The sequence below is a fragment of the Sulfitobacter sp. LC.270.F.C4 genome (assembly GCF_032922545.1).
In the GTDB taxonomy this organism is placed as follows: Bacteria; Pseudomonadota; Alphaproteobacteria; order Rhodobacterales; family Rhodobacteraceae; genus Sulfitobacter; species Sulfitobacter profundi.
The window spans coordinates 448,161-462,824 of the sequence record NZ_CP136692.1; the positions used below are offsets into that span (position 1 = coordinate 448,161).

The 14,664-nt window shown below is 61.6% G+C and carries 17 protein-coding genes; 7 read left to right on the forward strand and 10 right to left on the reverse strand.

Going from position 1 to position 14,664, the window contains the following annotated elements; all coding sequences use genetic code 11:
* Positions 1 to 3: 3 nt before the first annotated feature.
* A complete protein-coding gene (locus R1T45_RS05975; protein WP_317390395.1) occupies positions 4 to 1,713 on the forward strand; it encodes a hydantoinase B/oxoprolinase family protein in 1,710 nt (569 codons plus the stop codon).
* Between the two features lie 98 nt (positions 1,714 to 1,811).
* Positions 1,812 to 2,501, forward strand: coding sequence for a fumarylacetoacetate hydrolase family protein (locus tag R1T45_RS05980; RefSeq protein WP_317390396.1), 690 nt, complete (start codon positions 1,812 to 1,814; stop codon positions 2,499 to 2,501).
* Positions 2,502 to 2,516: 15 nt separating this feature from the next.
* Here R1T45_RS05980 and R1T45_RS05985 read toward each other — a convergent pair whose 3' ends face one another.
* From R1T45_RS05985 to gabT, 4 genes are all read right to left on the reverse strand, one after another.
* Positions 2,517 to 3,884 carry a tetratricopeptide repeat protein gene (locus tag R1T45_RS05985; RefSeq protein WP_317390397.1) on the reverse strand — a complete coding sequence of 456 codons (1,368 nt, stop codon included), beginning with the start codon at positions 3,882 to 3,884 and terminating at the stop codon, positions 2,517 to 2,519.
* Positions 3,881 to 4,690 carry an alpha/beta hydrolase gene (locus tag R1T45_RS05990; protein ID WP_317390398.1) on the reverse strand — a complete coding sequence of 270 codons (810 nt, stop codon included), beginning with the start codon at positions 4,688 to 4,690 and terminating at the stop codon, positions 3,881 to 3,883. The genes R1T45_RS05985 and R1T45_RS05990 overlap by 4 nt, the downstream gene beginning before the upstream one ends.
* Positions 4,683 to 5,672: a P1 family peptidase gene (locus tag R1T45_RS05995; RefSeq protein WP_317391039.1), complete on the reverse strand. Its 990-nt coding sequence runs from the start codon at positions 5,670 to 5,672 to the stop codon at positions 4,683 to 4,685. The genes R1T45_RS05990 and R1T45_RS05995 overlap by 8 nt, the downstream gene beginning before the upstream one ends.
* 250 nt (positions 5,673 to 5,922) lie before the next feature.
* Positions 5,923 to 7,323 carry a 4-aminobutyrate--2-oxoglutarate transaminase gene (gabT, locus tag R1T45_RS06000; RefSeq protein WP_260010902.1) on the reverse strand — a complete coding sequence of 467 codons (1,401 nt, stop codon included), beginning with the start codon at positions 7,321 to 7,323 and terminating at the stop codon, positions 5,923 to 5,925.
* A 181-nt stretch (positions 7,324 to 7,504) separates the two neighbouring features.
* On the opposite strand from gabT, the gene R1T45_RS06005 reads away from it, so the two are divergent.
* Entirely contained in the window at positions 7,505 to 8,056 is a 552-nt protein-coding gene (locus R1T45_RS06005) for a cupin domain-containing protein (RefSeq protein ID WP_067623976.1), read from the forward strand.
* Between the two features lie 67 nt (positions 8,057 to 8,123).
* Here the strand turns inward: R1T45_RS06005 and R1T45_RS06010 are convergent, their stop codons facing one another.
* The 4 genes from R1T45_RS06010 to R1T45_RS06025 all read right to left on the reverse strand — a co-directional run bounded on the left by R1T45_RS06010 (position 8,124) and on the right by R1T45_RS06025 (position 10,883).
* Positions 8,124 to 8,291 (reverse strand): hypothetical protein, encoded by a 168-nt coding sequence (locus R1T45_RS06010; RefSeq protein WP_165935537.1) that lies wholly within the window; start codon positions 8,289 to 8,291, stop codon positions 8,124 to 8,126.
* A gap of 137 nt (positions 8,292 to 8,428) precedes the next feature.
* Complete coding sequence (locus tag R1T45_RS06015) at positions 8,429 to 10,123, reverse strand: sensor histidine kinase (RefSeq protein WP_317390399.1); 1,695 nt, start codon at positions 10,121 to 10,123, stop codon at positions 8,429 to 8,431.
* Positions 10,124 to 10,155: 32 nt separating this feature from the next.
* A complete protein-coding gene (locus R1T45_RS06020) occupies positions 10,156 to 10,713 on the reverse strand; it encodes an RNA polymerase sigma factor (protein ID WP_067623982.1) in 558 nt (185 codons plus the stop codon).
* Positions 10,713 to 10,883: a NepR family anti-sigma factor gene (locus R1T45_RS06025; RefSeq protein ID WP_201722086.1), complete on the reverse strand. Its 171-nt coding sequence runs from the start codon at positions 10,881 to 10,883 to the stop codon at positions 10,713 to 10,715. Before R1T45_RS06025 ends, R1T45_RS06020 begins: the two co-directional genes overlap by 1 nt.
* 94 nt (positions 10,884 to 10,977) lie before the next feature.
* Between R1T45_RS06025 and R1T45_RS06030 the strand changes: the two genes are divergently transcribed.
* From R1T45_RS06030 to R1T45_RS06040, 3 genes are all read left to right on the forward strand, one after another.
* A complete protein-coding gene (locus R1T45_RS06030) occupies positions 10,978 to 11,787 on the forward strand; it encodes a response regulator (protein WP_067623984.1) in 810 nt (269 codons plus the stop codon).
* A 105-nt stretch (positions 11,788 to 11,892) separates the two neighbouring features.
* Positions 11,893 to 12,198: a YqjD family protein gene (locus R1T45_RS06035; protein WP_067623987.1), complete on the forward strand. Its 306-nt coding sequence runs from the start codon at positions 11,893 to 11,895 to the stop codon at positions 12,196 to 12,198.
* Positions 12,199 to 12,214: 16 nt separating this feature from the next.
* The gene (locus R1T45_RS06040) at positions 12,215 to 12,550 is read left to right on the forward strand and encodes a phage holin family protein (protein WP_120352111.1); all 336 of its coding nucleotides are present in this window, start codon (positions 12,215 to 12,217) and stop codon (positions 12,548 to 12,550) included.
* Here R1T45_RS06040 and R1T45_RS06045 read toward each other — a convergent pair.
* The gene (locus R1T45_RS06045; protein WP_150120001.1) at positions 12,501 to 12,872 is read right to left on the reverse strand and encodes a hypothetical protein; all 372 of its coding nucleotides are present in this window, start codon (positions 12,870 to 12,872) and stop codon (positions 12,501 to 12,503) included. The two genes, R1T45_RS06040 and R1T45_RS06045, sit on opposite strands and share 50 nt — an antisense overlap.
* Positions 12,873 to 12,962: 90 nt before the next feature.
* On the opposite strand from R1T45_RS06045, the gene R1T45_RS06050 reads away from it, so the two are divergent.
* Positions 12,963 to 13,691 carry a Crp/Fnr family transcriptional regulator gene (locus R1T45_RS06050; RefSeq protein ID WP_067623991.1) on the forward strand — a complete coding sequence of 243 codons (729 nt, stop codon included), beginning with the start codon at positions 12,963 to 12,965 and terminating at the stop codon, positions 13,689 to 13,691.
* 3 nt (positions 13,692 to 13,694) lie between these two features.
* Here the strand turns inward: R1T45_RS06050 and R1T45_RS06055 are convergent, their stop codons facing one another.
* Positions 13,695 to 14,621, reverse strand: coding sequence for a YihY/virulence factor BrkB family protein (locus tag R1T45_RS06055; RefSeq protein WP_067623992.1), 927 nt, complete (start codon positions 14,619 to 14,621; stop codon positions 13,695 to 13,697).
* Positions 14,622 to 14,664 lie beyond the last annotated feature (43 nt).

Here is a 14,664-nt window from a genome sequence, read left to right on the forward strand (position 1 = left end):
CCCATGGCACAGACACACTCCAACGTTGCCTATCAGGTCATGTGGAACCGGCTGATCTCGGTCGTCGAGGAACAGGCGCAGGCGCTGGTGCGCACCGCCTTTTCAACCTCGGTGCGCGAGGCGGGCGATCTCTCGGCCGGGGTCTATGATACCGACGGTCAGATGCTGGCGCAGGCGGTCACCGGCACGCCCGGCCACGTCAACGCCATGGCCGACGCGGTGGCGCATTTTATCCGCCGCATCGGGCGGCAGAACATCCTTGAGGGCGACGTTTATATCACCAACGACCCTTGGGAGGGGACGGGCCATCTGCATGACATCACCATGGTCACGCCGTCTTTTCACCGTGGCAAGCTGGTCGGCTTCTTTGCCTGCACCGCGCATATCGTCGATATCGGCGGGCGTGGCTTTGGTGCGGATGCGGCGAGCGTCTACGAAGAAGGGCTCTACCTGCCGATCATGAAATTCGCCGATGCGGGCAAGGTCGACGCGACACTGGTGCGGATCATCCGTGGCAACGTGCGCGAGCCGGATCAATTGGTCGGCGACATCTACGCGCTGACCACCTGCAACGAGATCGGCCACCGCCGGTTGATCGACATGATGGAGGAGTTTGCCCTCGACGATCTCACCGGCATCGCGGGTTTCATCCTCGACAATTCCCGCCGCGCCACGCTGGAGCGGATCGCGGCGCTGCCACGCCAGCAGGCGACCGGCGAGATGACGATCGACGGCTCCGACACGCCGATCACGCTGAAGGTCACGGTGAGCATCGAAGAAGATCACATCCTGTCGGATTTCGCGGGCACCAGCGGGATCGACAAGAAGGGCATCAACTGCCCGCTGGTCTATACCAAGGCCTATGCCTGCTACGCGCTGAAATGCGCCATCGCGCCGGAGATTCCCAACAACGCCGCCTCGCTAGAGCCGTTTCGGATCACCGCGCCCGAAGATACCATCGTAAACGCCGTGCACCCGGCACCCGTGGCCCTGCGGCACATCGTGGGTCACTTCGTGCCCGATACAGTCTACGCGGCGCTGGATCAGATTCTGCCCAATCTTGTCCCTGCCGAGGGCGCGGGCTGCCTGTGCAACTTCCAAGTCAGTCTGCGCCCGCGCACGGATGCGCAAGCCCCCGCAGGCGCGCGCCGGGCCGAGGTGCTGACCTTCAACTCCGGTGGTTCGGGCGCGCGGCCGCAGCATGATGGGCTGAACGCCACAGCCTTCCCCTCGGGCGTGATGACCATGCCGGTGGAGGCCACGGAACATGCCGGTCCTGTGGTGATCTGGCGCAAAGAACTGCGCCCCGACAGCGGCGGCGCGGGTCGCCAGCGCGGGGGGCTGGGGCAGTACATGGAAGTCAGCGCCCGCGCGGGGCATGAGTTCGACATGCAGGCCATGTTTGACCGCGTCGATCATCCCGCCCGTGGGCGGCAGGGCGGTGCCCCCGGTGCCCCGACCACCATCGCCCGCGACGATGGCACGCCGATGCGCGGCAAGGGCAAACAGTTCGTGCCGCATGGGGCAAAGGTGATGATGGCCTTTCCGGGGGGCGCGGGCTACGGCCCCGCCATCGAGCGCCCCAAGGACTTGGTGAAACGCGACCTTTTGCGCGGCTATATAAGCGCCGAGGTGGCTGCGGCGGACTATGGGCTGAGCGCCGAAGACATCCGCGAGGTGCAAGAGGCGATCCGCAAGGGCACGGACCTGTGAAAGAGTTATCGCTCAAGGGTTTATAAGCGCACGGGGGTCATTGACTGTTACAAAGCGCGGGTGTTCCTTGGCCCCATCATGCCAAGAGGAACCCAGTGATGTATGTGATTGACCCCCCAAAGCAGAGCAGCCTTGCCGTTCAAGGCACCAGCGACCGTTTCCCGGTGCGCCGCGTCTTTTGCGTGGGCCGTAACTATGAGGCGCATGTGCTTGAGATGGGCAATGACATGCGCGACCCGCCGTTCTTTTTCACCAAACCCGCCGATGCCACGCTGGATACGCCCTGCACCGTGCCCTATCCGCCGCTGACGGAGGATTTCCACTTCGAGGCAGAGCTTGTCATCGCCATCGGCAAGGGCGGCGCAAACATCGCAGAAGCGGATGTAATGGATCACATCTGGGGCGCATCTGTGGGCATCGATTTCACCCGCCGCGACCTTCAGGCACAGGCCAAGAAGATGGGCCGCCCGTGGGACTGGTCCAAAGCCTTTGACAATTCCGCGCCCATCGCGCCGATCCTGCCCATCGCCGATGTCGCCTCGGTGGAGAAGGGCCGCCTATGGCTGGCCGTGAACGGCGAGATGAAACAGGAGGCCGATCTGTCACAGATGATCTGGTCGGTGCGCGAACATACCGCGACCCTGTCGCAGGCCGTGACACTGGCACCGGGTGACATCATCATGACCGGCACGCCCGCCGGTGTCGCGGCTGTGAAGCCCGGCGATGTGATCACCGGGGGGGTCGACGGCATCTCTGAGTTCGAGGTCACCGTCGGCCCGCGCGCCTAAAGTACGCGGCCCGGTCTAGGCTCCGGCCAGCGTGCGTTCTGCCCGCGCGCGGGCTTGGGCGGCCAGATCTGGCAAACCGCTCTTTTCATAGACCGCGCCCAGCATCAGGTTCAGCGGCACGCCTTCGGGGTCATAGGTGCGGCGCATCTCAAGCACCTGCTGCGCGGCAGAGGCGCGGCCATCGCGCACCAGCGCATCAAGGTGGATTTGCTCGAAAAGATCGCGCTGCGCATGGCTGCCGCCGCATTCGGCCATGCGGGGCAGGGCCATGCCAAGCTCGCGGATCGCTGTGGCCCAATCCCCCTTGGCATGGGCGGCGATGCCGCGGGCCGCAGGCAGCGCGACTTCGGCCCATGCGGCATGGTCATGGGCCGTGGTTTCGGCCGCGCGGGCCTTGATTGCCGCAAGCATCTCTGCCGCCTCGGGCCGTCCGGTACGGCAGAGGGCATAGAGGTATTGCAGCGTCAGGAAGGGGCTGACCGTATCCGCCCCCCGCGCTGCCACATGGTCTGCCACATCGCCCCAACGGTCGCCCACATCGACGCCCGCGAACTCCATCCGCGCCAGCAGGGACACCGCGCCGACTTGGTCTTGGGAATAGTCTTTCTCAAGCCCCCAGATATGCTGGTCATAGGCGGCACGCACATCGGCGTGACGGCCCTGCGACAGGTAGAACAATGCCAGATGCCACCAGTTGTGGCTCCGCATAAAGGAGTTCAGATCAGTCCATGTCTCGGCCACGCTTTCCATAAAACGCGCGCCTTCCGCCACGCGGCCTTGCGTTAGCATCACATGGGCCAGCGCGTGATGCGCCCAAGGCTCATCGTGGCGCAACTCCATCGCGCGGCGGGCGGCGGCCTCGGCCGGGTCGAGCAGGTGGCACTGCTCGTAGCCAAAGGCGATCATGCCGTGCGCATAGGCAATGTCTTCGGCCTCGGGCAGGGATTTCAGCGCAAGGCGCAACATGCCAGCGGCATCGCCTGAGTTGAACAGGTGGTATTGCGCCAGTTTCAGCATCGCCAGATCGCGCGGCCATTTGTCGGTGATGGCGTCACAGGCAGCGACGAGGGCGGGCACATCGCCGTGGATCCAGTGGCTTACAGCGCGGATGATCTCTTGCTCCCGGGCGTTGGCCCCGGTCGCGGCTGTGGCGCGTTCCAGATAGGGGCGGGCTTTTTCCGGAGCGATGGGGTGCTCAAGGAACATCCACAAAAGGGCGGCATAGGCATTGACCAGCGGCCCCTCCGGGTCCGCATCGGCTGCGGCGATGATGCCTGCGGCTTTGGGCTGGTAGGACAGAAAGCCGTGGATGAAATCGTTGATCGCCTGCAGGGGTTCCGGGCGGCTGGTGGTTGTTTCCAATCCGTATAGGTCTTGTGTCATCTCGGGTCTCCAGCGGTGTCGTGGAATTGGCGCAGGTGGTGGGCGACGGCGGGGGCTGCGTCCCAATGGATCGAATGGCCCGCGTCGGGCAGGGTGGTCTGCACCACGTTGGGAACCTGCGCAAAGGCGTCCTTGGCGGCGGCGCGGGGGATCAGCAGGTCTTCGGCCCCGTGGAGCACTTGGGTCGGGCAGGTCAGATCAGAGGGCCGCACCGTGGGGCGAAAGCCGCGCAGCGCTTCGAGTTGATGGGCCATGGCATCCGCGCTTTGCGCATGGGGGTAGGTCAATGCGGCGGCAAGGGCGGTCTTAGTGTTTGTCGGATCGGAAAAGAAGCCGGGGGCAAAGACCCAAGGGTAGAGCGCGGGCAGCCAAAGCTGCTCCCCTTGCGGCGCGCGGCGCACGGCGAGCAGTGCGTCGAACACCGCCATGGTGCGCGGCGCACGGACCGGGGCAGAGGCGAGGATGCTCATCGCTTGGATGCGCTCGGGCGCTAGGCCAACAAGCTCCATCGCCATCAGGCCGCCCATGGAATGGCCGACAACGTGAAACTTTGCGTGCCCCAGTTCATCCATCAACGCCAGCGCATCACGGGCCATCTGCCCGACGGAGGTTTCTGCGTCCCACGGCGTTGTGCGCCCGGTGCTGCGGTTGTCAGGCCGGATCAGCGTGAAATGATCCGAAAGCAGCGGTGCCAAAGCGCCCCAGCTTGCACTGTCGCTGAGCATGCCTGCCAGCATCAGCAGTGGCGGGCCGCTGCCGTCGACCTCGTAATGAAGGGAGATATCGGAGAGGGGTAGATCAGGCATTCAGCGTGCTCCAACAAGGCAGAAGATCCCCTTGGGCGGGGGAGGCGGCATAGATCGCGCGGGCAATGGCGCGCGACAGGCAAAGCGCGGCGGCATGGCCGATCATCGCCACATCCCCCGCAGGTCGCGCCGCGGTCGAGAGGGAGAAGACCAGATCGCCGTCATTGGGCATATGCGCGGGCACCACCGCGCGGGCGATGCCGTCATGGGCGGCCACGGAAACGCGCTGGCATTCGGCTTTGGCCAACGTGGCATCGGTGGCAACGATGGCGATGGTGGTATTGGCGCGGGCCGACATGGCCGCCATCTTGCGGCTTTCAAAGGAGAGGCCCAGCCCGGCGGAGGGGTCGGGCCCCAGCCCGCCAAACTCTCCTTCGATCTCAAAAGGGGCGGCGTGGAAATGGCGGTCGCCGGGGGTGGTGACGGCGCCCACCGGATTGGCCCCCACCAGCGCACCGACCATGCTGCCATCGGGCAGTTGCAAACTGGCCGAGCCGAGCCCGCCTTTGACCATCGCGCTGAGCGCGCCGGTGCCCGCGCCGACAGAGCCTATTTCAAACTCTTCGCCGGCCGCTTCCATGGCCTTGCGGCCCAGATCGGCATAGGGGTTCTGCGCCCAATCCTTGTCTCCGCCGTTGAGTAAATCAAACAGGATCGCGCCGGGCACCAGCGGGATCAGCGCATCGCCGACGCGAAACCCGCGCCCCTGCGCGCGCAGGGCATCCACCACGCCCGAACAGGCATCCAGCCCATAGGCAGAGCCGCCCGAAAGCACCAGCGCATCGACCGCCGCCACGGTCTTGTCGGGTGCCAGCAGATCGGTCTCGCGCGTGCCGGGGGCGCCGCCCATGACGTGGACGGAGGCGGTGAAGGGCGCGTCGCCGATCAGCACGGTGCTGCCGGATTTCAGCCGCGCGTCCTGCGCGTTGCCGACCTTCAGCCCTGCCACATCGGTGATCAGGTTGCGCGGGCCGGGGCGCATCGGCGCGGTCATTGGGCGCATCCGCGGGCTGCCGCGCTATTCACGTGAAACATCCCCGTAATGGTGCAAATGGGCGAGGGGTCTAACAGTGGCATCGTCACTCCGGCATTGATTTCAGGCGGAGTTTGCGCGCTTCCCCAGCGGATGCCAAGGCCTCTGCTGCCAGAGATCTGCCCCACCAGTTGCGCGCCATAAAAATGGGCGCGCAGGTTGCCCCGCGCGCCCGATCCGTCCGGCATGGCCGGTTGGTTTATTTTTGCTCTTCGGCGACAGCGGCGGCGACGGCTTCTTCAAAGATCGCGAGGCCCTCTTCGACGATGGCGTCAGATGCGGTCAGCGGAACCATCACGCGCACGGCGTTGCCATGCATGCCACAACTCAGCAGCAGCAGGCCGCGCTTGAGGGCGTGGGCGATGACGCGCTTGGTGAAATCGGCATCGGGTTTGGCGCTGTCAAAGTCGGTTACGAATTCGACGGCGACCATGGCACCAAGGCCGCGGATATCCCAGAAGCGGTAGGGCGCCGACCGCGCGCCGATTTCGGCAAAGCGGGCTTTGAGCGTTTCGCCCATCGCGGTGGAGCGGGCCAGCAGACCTTCGTCTTCGATCGCCTCAATCGCCGCCAGCGCTGCAGCACAAGCCACCGGGTTGCCGCCATAGGTGCCGCCCAGACCGCCGGGGGCCATCGCGTCCATCACATCGGCGCGGCCAATCACACCGGCCAGCGGGTACCCACCGGCCATGGATTTCGCCACGGTAATCAGGTCCGGCGCGACGCCGGAATGCTCAATCGCGAACCATGTGCCGGTGCGGCCAAACCCGGCCTGCACTTCGTCGGCGATCAGCAGGATGCCGTGCTGGTCACAGATTGCGCGCAGTTCTTGCATCATGTCGAAAGGCACAGGGGTATAGCCGCCTTCGCCGAGCACTGGCTCGATGATGATCGCGGCAACGCGCTCGGGCTGGGCATCGGTGAGGAAGAGGTTCTTCAACCCGGTCAGCGCGTCCTGCACGGTGATCCCGTCGCGCACCGAAGGGAAAGGCGCACGGAAGACATCTGCCGGGAAAGGGCCCACGTCTTTTTTGTAGGGCGTGACCTTGCCGGTCATGCCCAGCGTCAGCAGGGTGCGGCCATGGTAGCCGCCGGTGAAGGCGATGATGCCCGGACGACCGGTGGCAGCGCGGGCGATTTTCACTGCGTTCTCAACGGCTTCGGCGCCGGTGGTGACAAGCAGCGTCTTTTTGGGTGCCTCACCCGGGGCCAGCGCGTTCAGTTTCTCAGCCAGTTCGATGTAGGGGCCGTAGGGCACGACCTGAAAGCTGGTGTGGGTATAGTGATCTTCTTGCGCCTTGGCGGCTTCGACCACTTTGGGGTGGCGATGGCCGGTGTTCAGCACGCCGATGCCCCCGACGAAATCGATGTAGCGGTTGCCTTCGACATCCCACAGTTCGGCATTCTCGGCGTATTTCGCATAGATCGGCGCAGCAGAGGCCACACCGCGCGGCACGGCGGCGTCGCGGCGCGCGACGAGGTCGGCATTCGTCTGACCGTCGGGTTTGGTGGCGGGATTTGCTTCGACCACTGTCATCTGCGGCGCGGCTTTGGCCTTGGCAGAGGATTTGCGGTGCGATTTCTTGACGGTGCTGGACATGGAACAGATACCTTATTGCGAAAGAGAGAGGGGCAGTGACGTGTCGTTTAAAAAATCCATATTCCGTTTAATATAATTGTCAATCGCGAAGGCAGAGCCTATCTAACAATTCCCAAGATCATCGGTTGCCCCTCCGCCACGATGCCCGGTCGCAACGCCGATGCCCACAAAGGACAAGTCATTGAACGTCGGCGATAAACTTAGAGCGATCCGCAAGAAACATGGGTTGTCCCAACGTGAGCTTGCGGCCAAGGCCGGGCTGACCAATGGCACGATCTCGCTGATCGAAAAGAACCGGACGAGCCCATCAGTCGCATCGCTGAAAAGCCTGCTGGACGCGATTCCCATCAGCATGGCGGAGTTCTTCTCGATCCTTGAGGAGGACGACAGCGCCAAGGTTTTCTACCGCGCGCAGGAACTGACCGAGATTTCGCCAAGCCATCAGGGCGGCGTATCGCTGCGCCAATTGGGCAATGCCGCGCATCACGCGCTTCAGGTGCTGCATGAAACCTATGAGCCCGGCGCGGATACCGGGCCGGAGTTTCTGAGCCATGAGGGCGAAGAAGCGGGCGTGGTGGTGCGCGGCAGCATAGAGGTGACGGTCGACGGCGCAGTCAGCCTGTTGAACGCCGGGGATGGCTACCTGTTCGACAGCCGCCTGCCACATCGGTTCCGCAATATTGGCACTGACCCTTGTGAGATTGTCAGCGCCTGCACGCCGCCCAGCTTCTAAAAGGCACCGTATAAATATCGACCGCCCCGAGCGTTCTGCTCGGGGCGGTCGATAGGGGTGTCAGGTCTTAGTAGTCTGACCGGTAGTTCGACCTTTGGGTCTCCGGTTGCTGTTTGTCGCGCCCGGCACGGTCCTCATCCGGATGAAGTTCCCGTCGGCCCGTAGTGAGGGCCAAGATGATGACCGCGGCTAAGGTCAGGATGGTCAGACCGCCGAGAAAGAGCTCTGTGGTCATCTCCGTGCTCCTTTTTGCACTGCGTTTCAGGTGCTCAACCGCGCGCAAGCCAAAGGGTTCCGACAAATTTTTCGCCTATAACGAGTCTGTGACCTGCGGGCCACGTTTCCGGCCAGATTCCGCTGACCGATAGCGCGTCAGTAGTCGTAGATCATCTTGCTGTCGGTCGGGACGTGGAAATTAACCCGGATTTGATATACGCCCTCCGTGGTTTCAATCTCGACCTGACCGTTCAACTGGCGGGTAAAGGCAAGGATCAAACGAGAGCCGAGCCCGGTGCCGGATTTCACCTCTTCGGGGTTGCCGATGGTGTTGCGGACTTCAATCATCGCCTGTTCCGGCCCGGTCTGGATCAGCTTGAGCGAAATGAACCCTTTGCCATGTTCGACCGTCGAGACGTATTTCAGCGCGTTGGTCAGCGCCTCTGACACCAGCAGGGTGAGGGGGGCCGCATCGTCGGCGTCAATCTTGATCGGCTCAAAGGATTGCTCAACCTGCACGCCCGAACCAGAGGCCAGCCCGACCGATAGCATCTGGCCTACAATCTCGTTCAGCAGTTCGCTGGCGTTGACCCGCACCAGATCGTCATTCTGGTAGAGGTTCTTGTGCACGGTGGCGAGGCTGAGGATACGATCCTGCAAGCGCCGCAGAACAAAACGCGCGTCTTCGCTTTTGGCCTGCCGGATCTGCATGTTCATGATCGACGAGATAAGCTGAAGGTTGTTTTTGACCCGGTGGTGGACCTCTTTCAGCAGGATGTTCTTTTGCCGAAGGCTGTCTTCGAGCGTCGCCTCATCTCGCAGGATCAATTCCGCCATGCCGACAAAAGCGGATTCCATCTCGACCAATTCGGTGGGCACCGAGGGGCCAAGCGTACCGCGCGGCAGGGTGCGGTTCAGCGCAAAGCGACGCATCTGCCGGCCAAGCTTGCGAATGTGGTTGATCGCCAGCCGGTTCAACGCCCAGAAGGCCACGATCAAGCTGGCCAGCCACATGACGATGGGCAAAAGCGCGCTCAGGCGGGTGGAAACGCCCGTGTCCAGAAACGGGGTGTTTTTGGGCCATACGCTCAGCGCAAAGACCGTGTCTGGCACGATTGGGACGATCACATAGGCGCGGTCTTGGCCATCGAAATTCTCTGAAAGGAAGACGTTGGGTTCTTTGGTGGTCAACAGCGACAAGGCGACATCGCTGGGGTATTCCTTTTTGGCAACGGCCAGCCCGTTTTCCGTGGTCAGGATGTGGCCCATCTTGTTGAGGGTCATCATCGCGACGCTGCTGTGTTTGCTCTTGGGTTCGCGTATCGCGTTGATGGCGTCTTCGGGAATGCTGAGCGCCATGAAGCCGATCAATTCGCGCTCTTCGTAGACCGGCGCGTTGATCAGCGTGACCATCTGATTGCTGACCGCCCCTTGCAACACCGGCATCGCACGACGGACCGGTGTTTCCACCAGTGTTTGAAAGTTCTCATCCTCGGAAAAGTCATGATCCTGCCCCGTGGAGGAGCAGGTCATTTTCCCGTCTAGCCCGATGAAACCCACAAGCGAATAGATGTCTGACGCTTGTTTATATTCCTTAAGGAAGGCGGTGCATTCCTCTGGGTCGTCCCGCCTGAGACGCACGATCGAGGTGAGCGCTTCGGCGGCGCCGAAAGCCTCTTGGATCACCCGGCGTTCCGCAGCGGAGGCCTGTTCTGTGACGGCGATCAGCGATAGCTCTGCGCTTTGGCGGCTTTGATCCGCAATCTGCCGTGTCTGCACAACCGCGATCAGCCCGATGGGCAAAAGCGCGAGAGACAGAAACAGCAAAATACGGATCGTCAGCCCACGCATCAGATCACCACTGAAGAAGCCAGACGTCATATTTAGAAAGAAGAAACTTTAGAAGCGGATAGGACTGACATTGTCGCGTCATCGGTCATTTCAAGCGACTCGTCGTCATGGTGACCCAGCAGTTCAGCAAGGCGGGCACGAGCCCGGTTGGTGCGGCTTTTGATGGTGCCTACGGCAACGCCACACATGTCTGCAGCTTCCTCGTAGGAGAAGCCAGAGGCCCCCACAAGAAGCAGCGCTTCGCGTTGCTCATCCTTCAGCAGGGCAAGCGCCTTGCGGAAATCCGTCATCTGCATGTGACCATCATGTGCGGGCTTTTCGGCCAGCCCGTCGGTCAACACGCCATCCACGTCTGAGACTTCACGTTTCGCCTTGCGGCGCGAGGAATAGTAGGTGTTCCGCAGGATCGTGAAGAGCCAAGCACGCATGTTCGTGCCCTCTTGGAACTTTTCGATGTTGGTCCACGCCTTGACCAAGGTATCCTGCACCATGTCGTCTGCCGTGGCACCATTGCGTGTCAGGCTGATGGCAAAGGCCCGCATGGCCGGCAGATGTTCTACCAGCTCGTCGCGCGGATCGGGACGGGTCATTATGACGTTCCTTTTTCTGAATCCTGTTCCTTCAACTTCTGAAGCAGATCCTTGAAACGATCAGGGATGCCTTCATCGAGCGTCTCATCGAAGACACGCTTGAGGTTGTCGTCGATGACGCGCTCGCGCTCGTCCTTGTTTCCTGAATTCACTAACATCACCTCTGGCATCGTCGTCTCGTTTGAATAATTATGTACGCATACTGGAACCAAACACAATGTCGACGTGTTTGGTTCCAAGAAAAGTAAAAAAGGATTCGACTAGATGAACGATGCGACACAAAAGACCAGCATCAGCGATGAACTGGGTGCCAATATCCCCTACCTTCGCCGGTTCGCGCGGGCGATGACTGGCAGCCAGACCAGTGGTGACACCTTCGCCGCGGCGGCGCTGGAAGCCATCCTGGTTGATCGCTCGGTGCTCGATGGAGTAGACACAAAGACGGGTCTTTTCAAGGTTTTGTACGGCATCTGGGCCAGCGCAGGTGCCCCGGTGGAAGAAGGCGAAAGCGGCCCCCGCGCCAAGGCGCAGCGGCATCTGTCGAGCTTGACCAACAACAGCCGCGAAGCGCTGCTGCTGCACACGATCGAAGGCTTTTCGCATGGTGAAATCGCCAAGATCATTGGCGTGGATGAGGCCGAGGCCGATGAGCTGATCCAGATCGCACACCGCGAAATGGCCGACAGCACCTCTGGTTCGGTGATGATCATCGAAGACGAAGCCATCATCGCGATGGACATTGAATCCATCGTCGCCGAGATGGGCCACCGGGTAACCGGCATCGCCCGCACCCGTGATGAAGCGGTGAAACTAGGCAAGGCCGATGTGCCTGACCTGATCCTCGCCGATATCCAGCTGGCCGATAACTCTTCGGGCATCGATGCGGTGAACGACCTGCTGAACGAACTGGGCATGCGTCCGGTGATCTTTATCACCGCCTTCCCCGAGCGTTTGTTGACCGGCGACAAGCCAGAGCCCGCCTTCCTGATCTCCAAACCTTACTCGGTCGATCAGGTCGTCTCGGCTGTCTCGCAAGCGATGTTCTTTTCCTCCACGGAAACGCTCAACGCCTAAACCGGGCCAGAAAAACAGGGTTCCCCGCGCTTTGCTTTGCGCAGGGAACCCTTTGCATTCAGCGCCCGCGCTGCCTATCGTCAGTCAAACATTCAGGAGGCCCACATGGCCAAGACCCCGACCGCTGCCGCAAAAGATCTGACCATCGACGATCTGTCGGATCAGATCGCGCTTCTTAAAAAAGACATCGCATCGCTGACCGAAACCCTGGGCGAATACGGCAAGGCCAAGTCGGAAGAGATGCGCGACAACGCCCGCAACGCGGCGAATGATTTTGCCGACACAGGGCGCCTGAAGGCGATGGAGGCCCAAAAGCAAGCCGAGGAATTCCTGCAAGCCCAGCCCGGTACCGCCCTCGGCATCGCCGCAGGCATCGGTTTCCTTGTCGGTCTTGTGACGGCCCGCCGCTAAGATGCTTTCCTCGGTGATGAACCATCTGCGCGGCTCCCTGCGACGTGCGCTGCGCACCGCGATGCTCAGCGCCGGGGCCGCGCTCTTTCTGCTGATCGGGCTGCTGTTTCTCACGCTTGCGGCATGGCTTTATCTCATCACCGTCACCACAGCGCTCACCGCCGCGCTGATCCTCGGCGCGGTCTATTTCGGTGTTGGTTTTCTCTTGCTTGCCATGGCCGGATCCGATCGCGCTCCCGCCGCTCAGGCCCCCCGTCAGGAAGACCCCTCAGCGACCGAACATGACGGTCTCAAGAACTTGGTCATGGCATTTCTGGCTGGCATAACCGCGGGTCAGAAAGCGCGCCGTTAACAGCGCTGAGCAGATTGCCACTGGAAAAGGGGCGGGTGATGAACCTGAGCCTCCTTTCGGCCTCCGCCAGTCGGGGCGTATCGTTCATGATACAGACGATCGGAAACCACTCCCGCAGGTTCGACAGATCCGACAGATGCTGGTGCAACTGATCGCGCCGCAGCGACAGAACCGCGAATTCGATGTTGTCGATGTTCTCCACCAGCTTGCTGAGATCAAACGTCTCTAAAACGCGAATTTGCGATTGCGGAAACGCAGCAGAAAGCGTTTCATTTATGTCTGAACAGACCAACGGGTCCGGTTCGTAGATCAAAATCGACATGGTCTTCCCCCGGGTTAGCAAAGTTGTCGATTTAGGGGGCGCGCCACGAGGGCGCATTAAACTAAGACATAAGAAGGCAAATTTTATCTGATGACGACACAATGCCGCTATTGCCCTCTCCGTCGCAAAGATGCCTTCCTGCCGATGTCGAAAGATGAAGTGAACTTCATGGAGAAGTTCAAGTCCGGTGAGCTGACGGTTGAGCCGGGCACGCCGATCCTGCTTGAGGGGTCAAACTCACCCCAGCTTTACACGGCCCTGACCGGGATGGGCATCCGCGACAAGACCTTGGAAAACGGCAACCGGCAGGTCATCAGCTTTGTCTTCCCCGGCGATTTCATCGGCCTGCAGGCAGGCATCATGGGTGAAATGGGCCATTCCGTCGAAGCCCGGACCCATATGCGGCTTTGCGTTTTCAACCGCAGCGAGTTCTGGAATTTCTTCAAAAACCACCCCGAACGCGCCTTTGATATCACTTGGTTGGCCGCGATCGAAGAGCATTTCATGGGCGAAGTCCTTGCCACCATTGGCCAACGCACCGCGATGCAGGCCATCGCTTGGGCGATGGTCAAGATTTTCGAACGTGGCCAGTCGCTGGGGATGGTCACCCACAACCAGATGCTGCTGCCCTATTCACAACGCGATCTGGCCGATGCGCTTGGCCTGTCGGTGGTGCACACCAACAAAACCCTCGGTGCCCTGAAAGAACGCCAGTTGCTTTCGTGGTCCGACAGGGTGCTTCAGATCAACGACCTCGCCGCCTTGGCGAAAGCGGGGGTGACCGAACTTGAGGGTCGCCAAAAGCGCCCCCTGCTTTAACAGCTACTCTTGCGTGATATCGATAAAGGTATCTGCGGCCTCGGCCCCACGTTGCCCGCGCGGTTTGGCCGGGCCGATGGTGCTGTCCGGGCGCGTCCGGCGTTCGACCTGCGCGTTCAGGGCCGCGCCGAATAGGATCAGAAAACTGCTGATCCAAAGCCAGACCAACATCGCAATCACAGCCCCGATCGAGCCATAGACCTGATTGTAGTTGCCGAAATTGGCGACGTAATAGGAAAACCCGATCGAAAGCACCGCCCAAGACATCACCGCCAAAATCGCCCCGCTGCTAAGCCAAGGCAATCGCGCCGCGCGCCGGTTCGGCCCGAAACGGTAAAGCACACCCACACCGGCAAACAAAACCGCCGTCGCAACGGTCCAGCGCAGCAGGTCGGCCACGGCGTTGCCAAAGGGGCCAAGCGGGATGAACGCCAGAATGATGGGCGCGACCACCACCGCCAGCAGCGCCACGATCCCGACCCCCACAAGGCTCACCGTCAACATCAAGGCATGCAGGTAATGTTTCGCAGCATTGCGGTTGCGCTCGTTATAGACAGCGTTCAGACCGATCACCATCGCACCCACACCGGCCCGCGCAGACCACAGCGCCACCAGCAGCGATACAATACCGGCCCAACCCAAGGTATCGGCCCGCGCGGTAACCAGCCCGGTCACCTGCGTATTGATAATGTCATAGACATCATCCGGCAGCAGCCCGCGCACATCCTCCAACTGGGCAATGACCACAACAGGGTCCGAGATCAGCCCCAAAAGCGCAATCAGCGCCGCCAGCGCGGGAAACAACGACAGCATCGCGAAAAACGCCACCCCGGCCGAGATCAACGCAAGGTTATCGTCGGCCGCTTGCTTTAGGCTCGCCTTGAAAGCGTCCCAATAGATCGCCGGTCGGGTCGGAGGTCTGCGCAGCACGAATGCCAATCCTTTCAATTCGGCCCCGGCCAAAACCGGAACC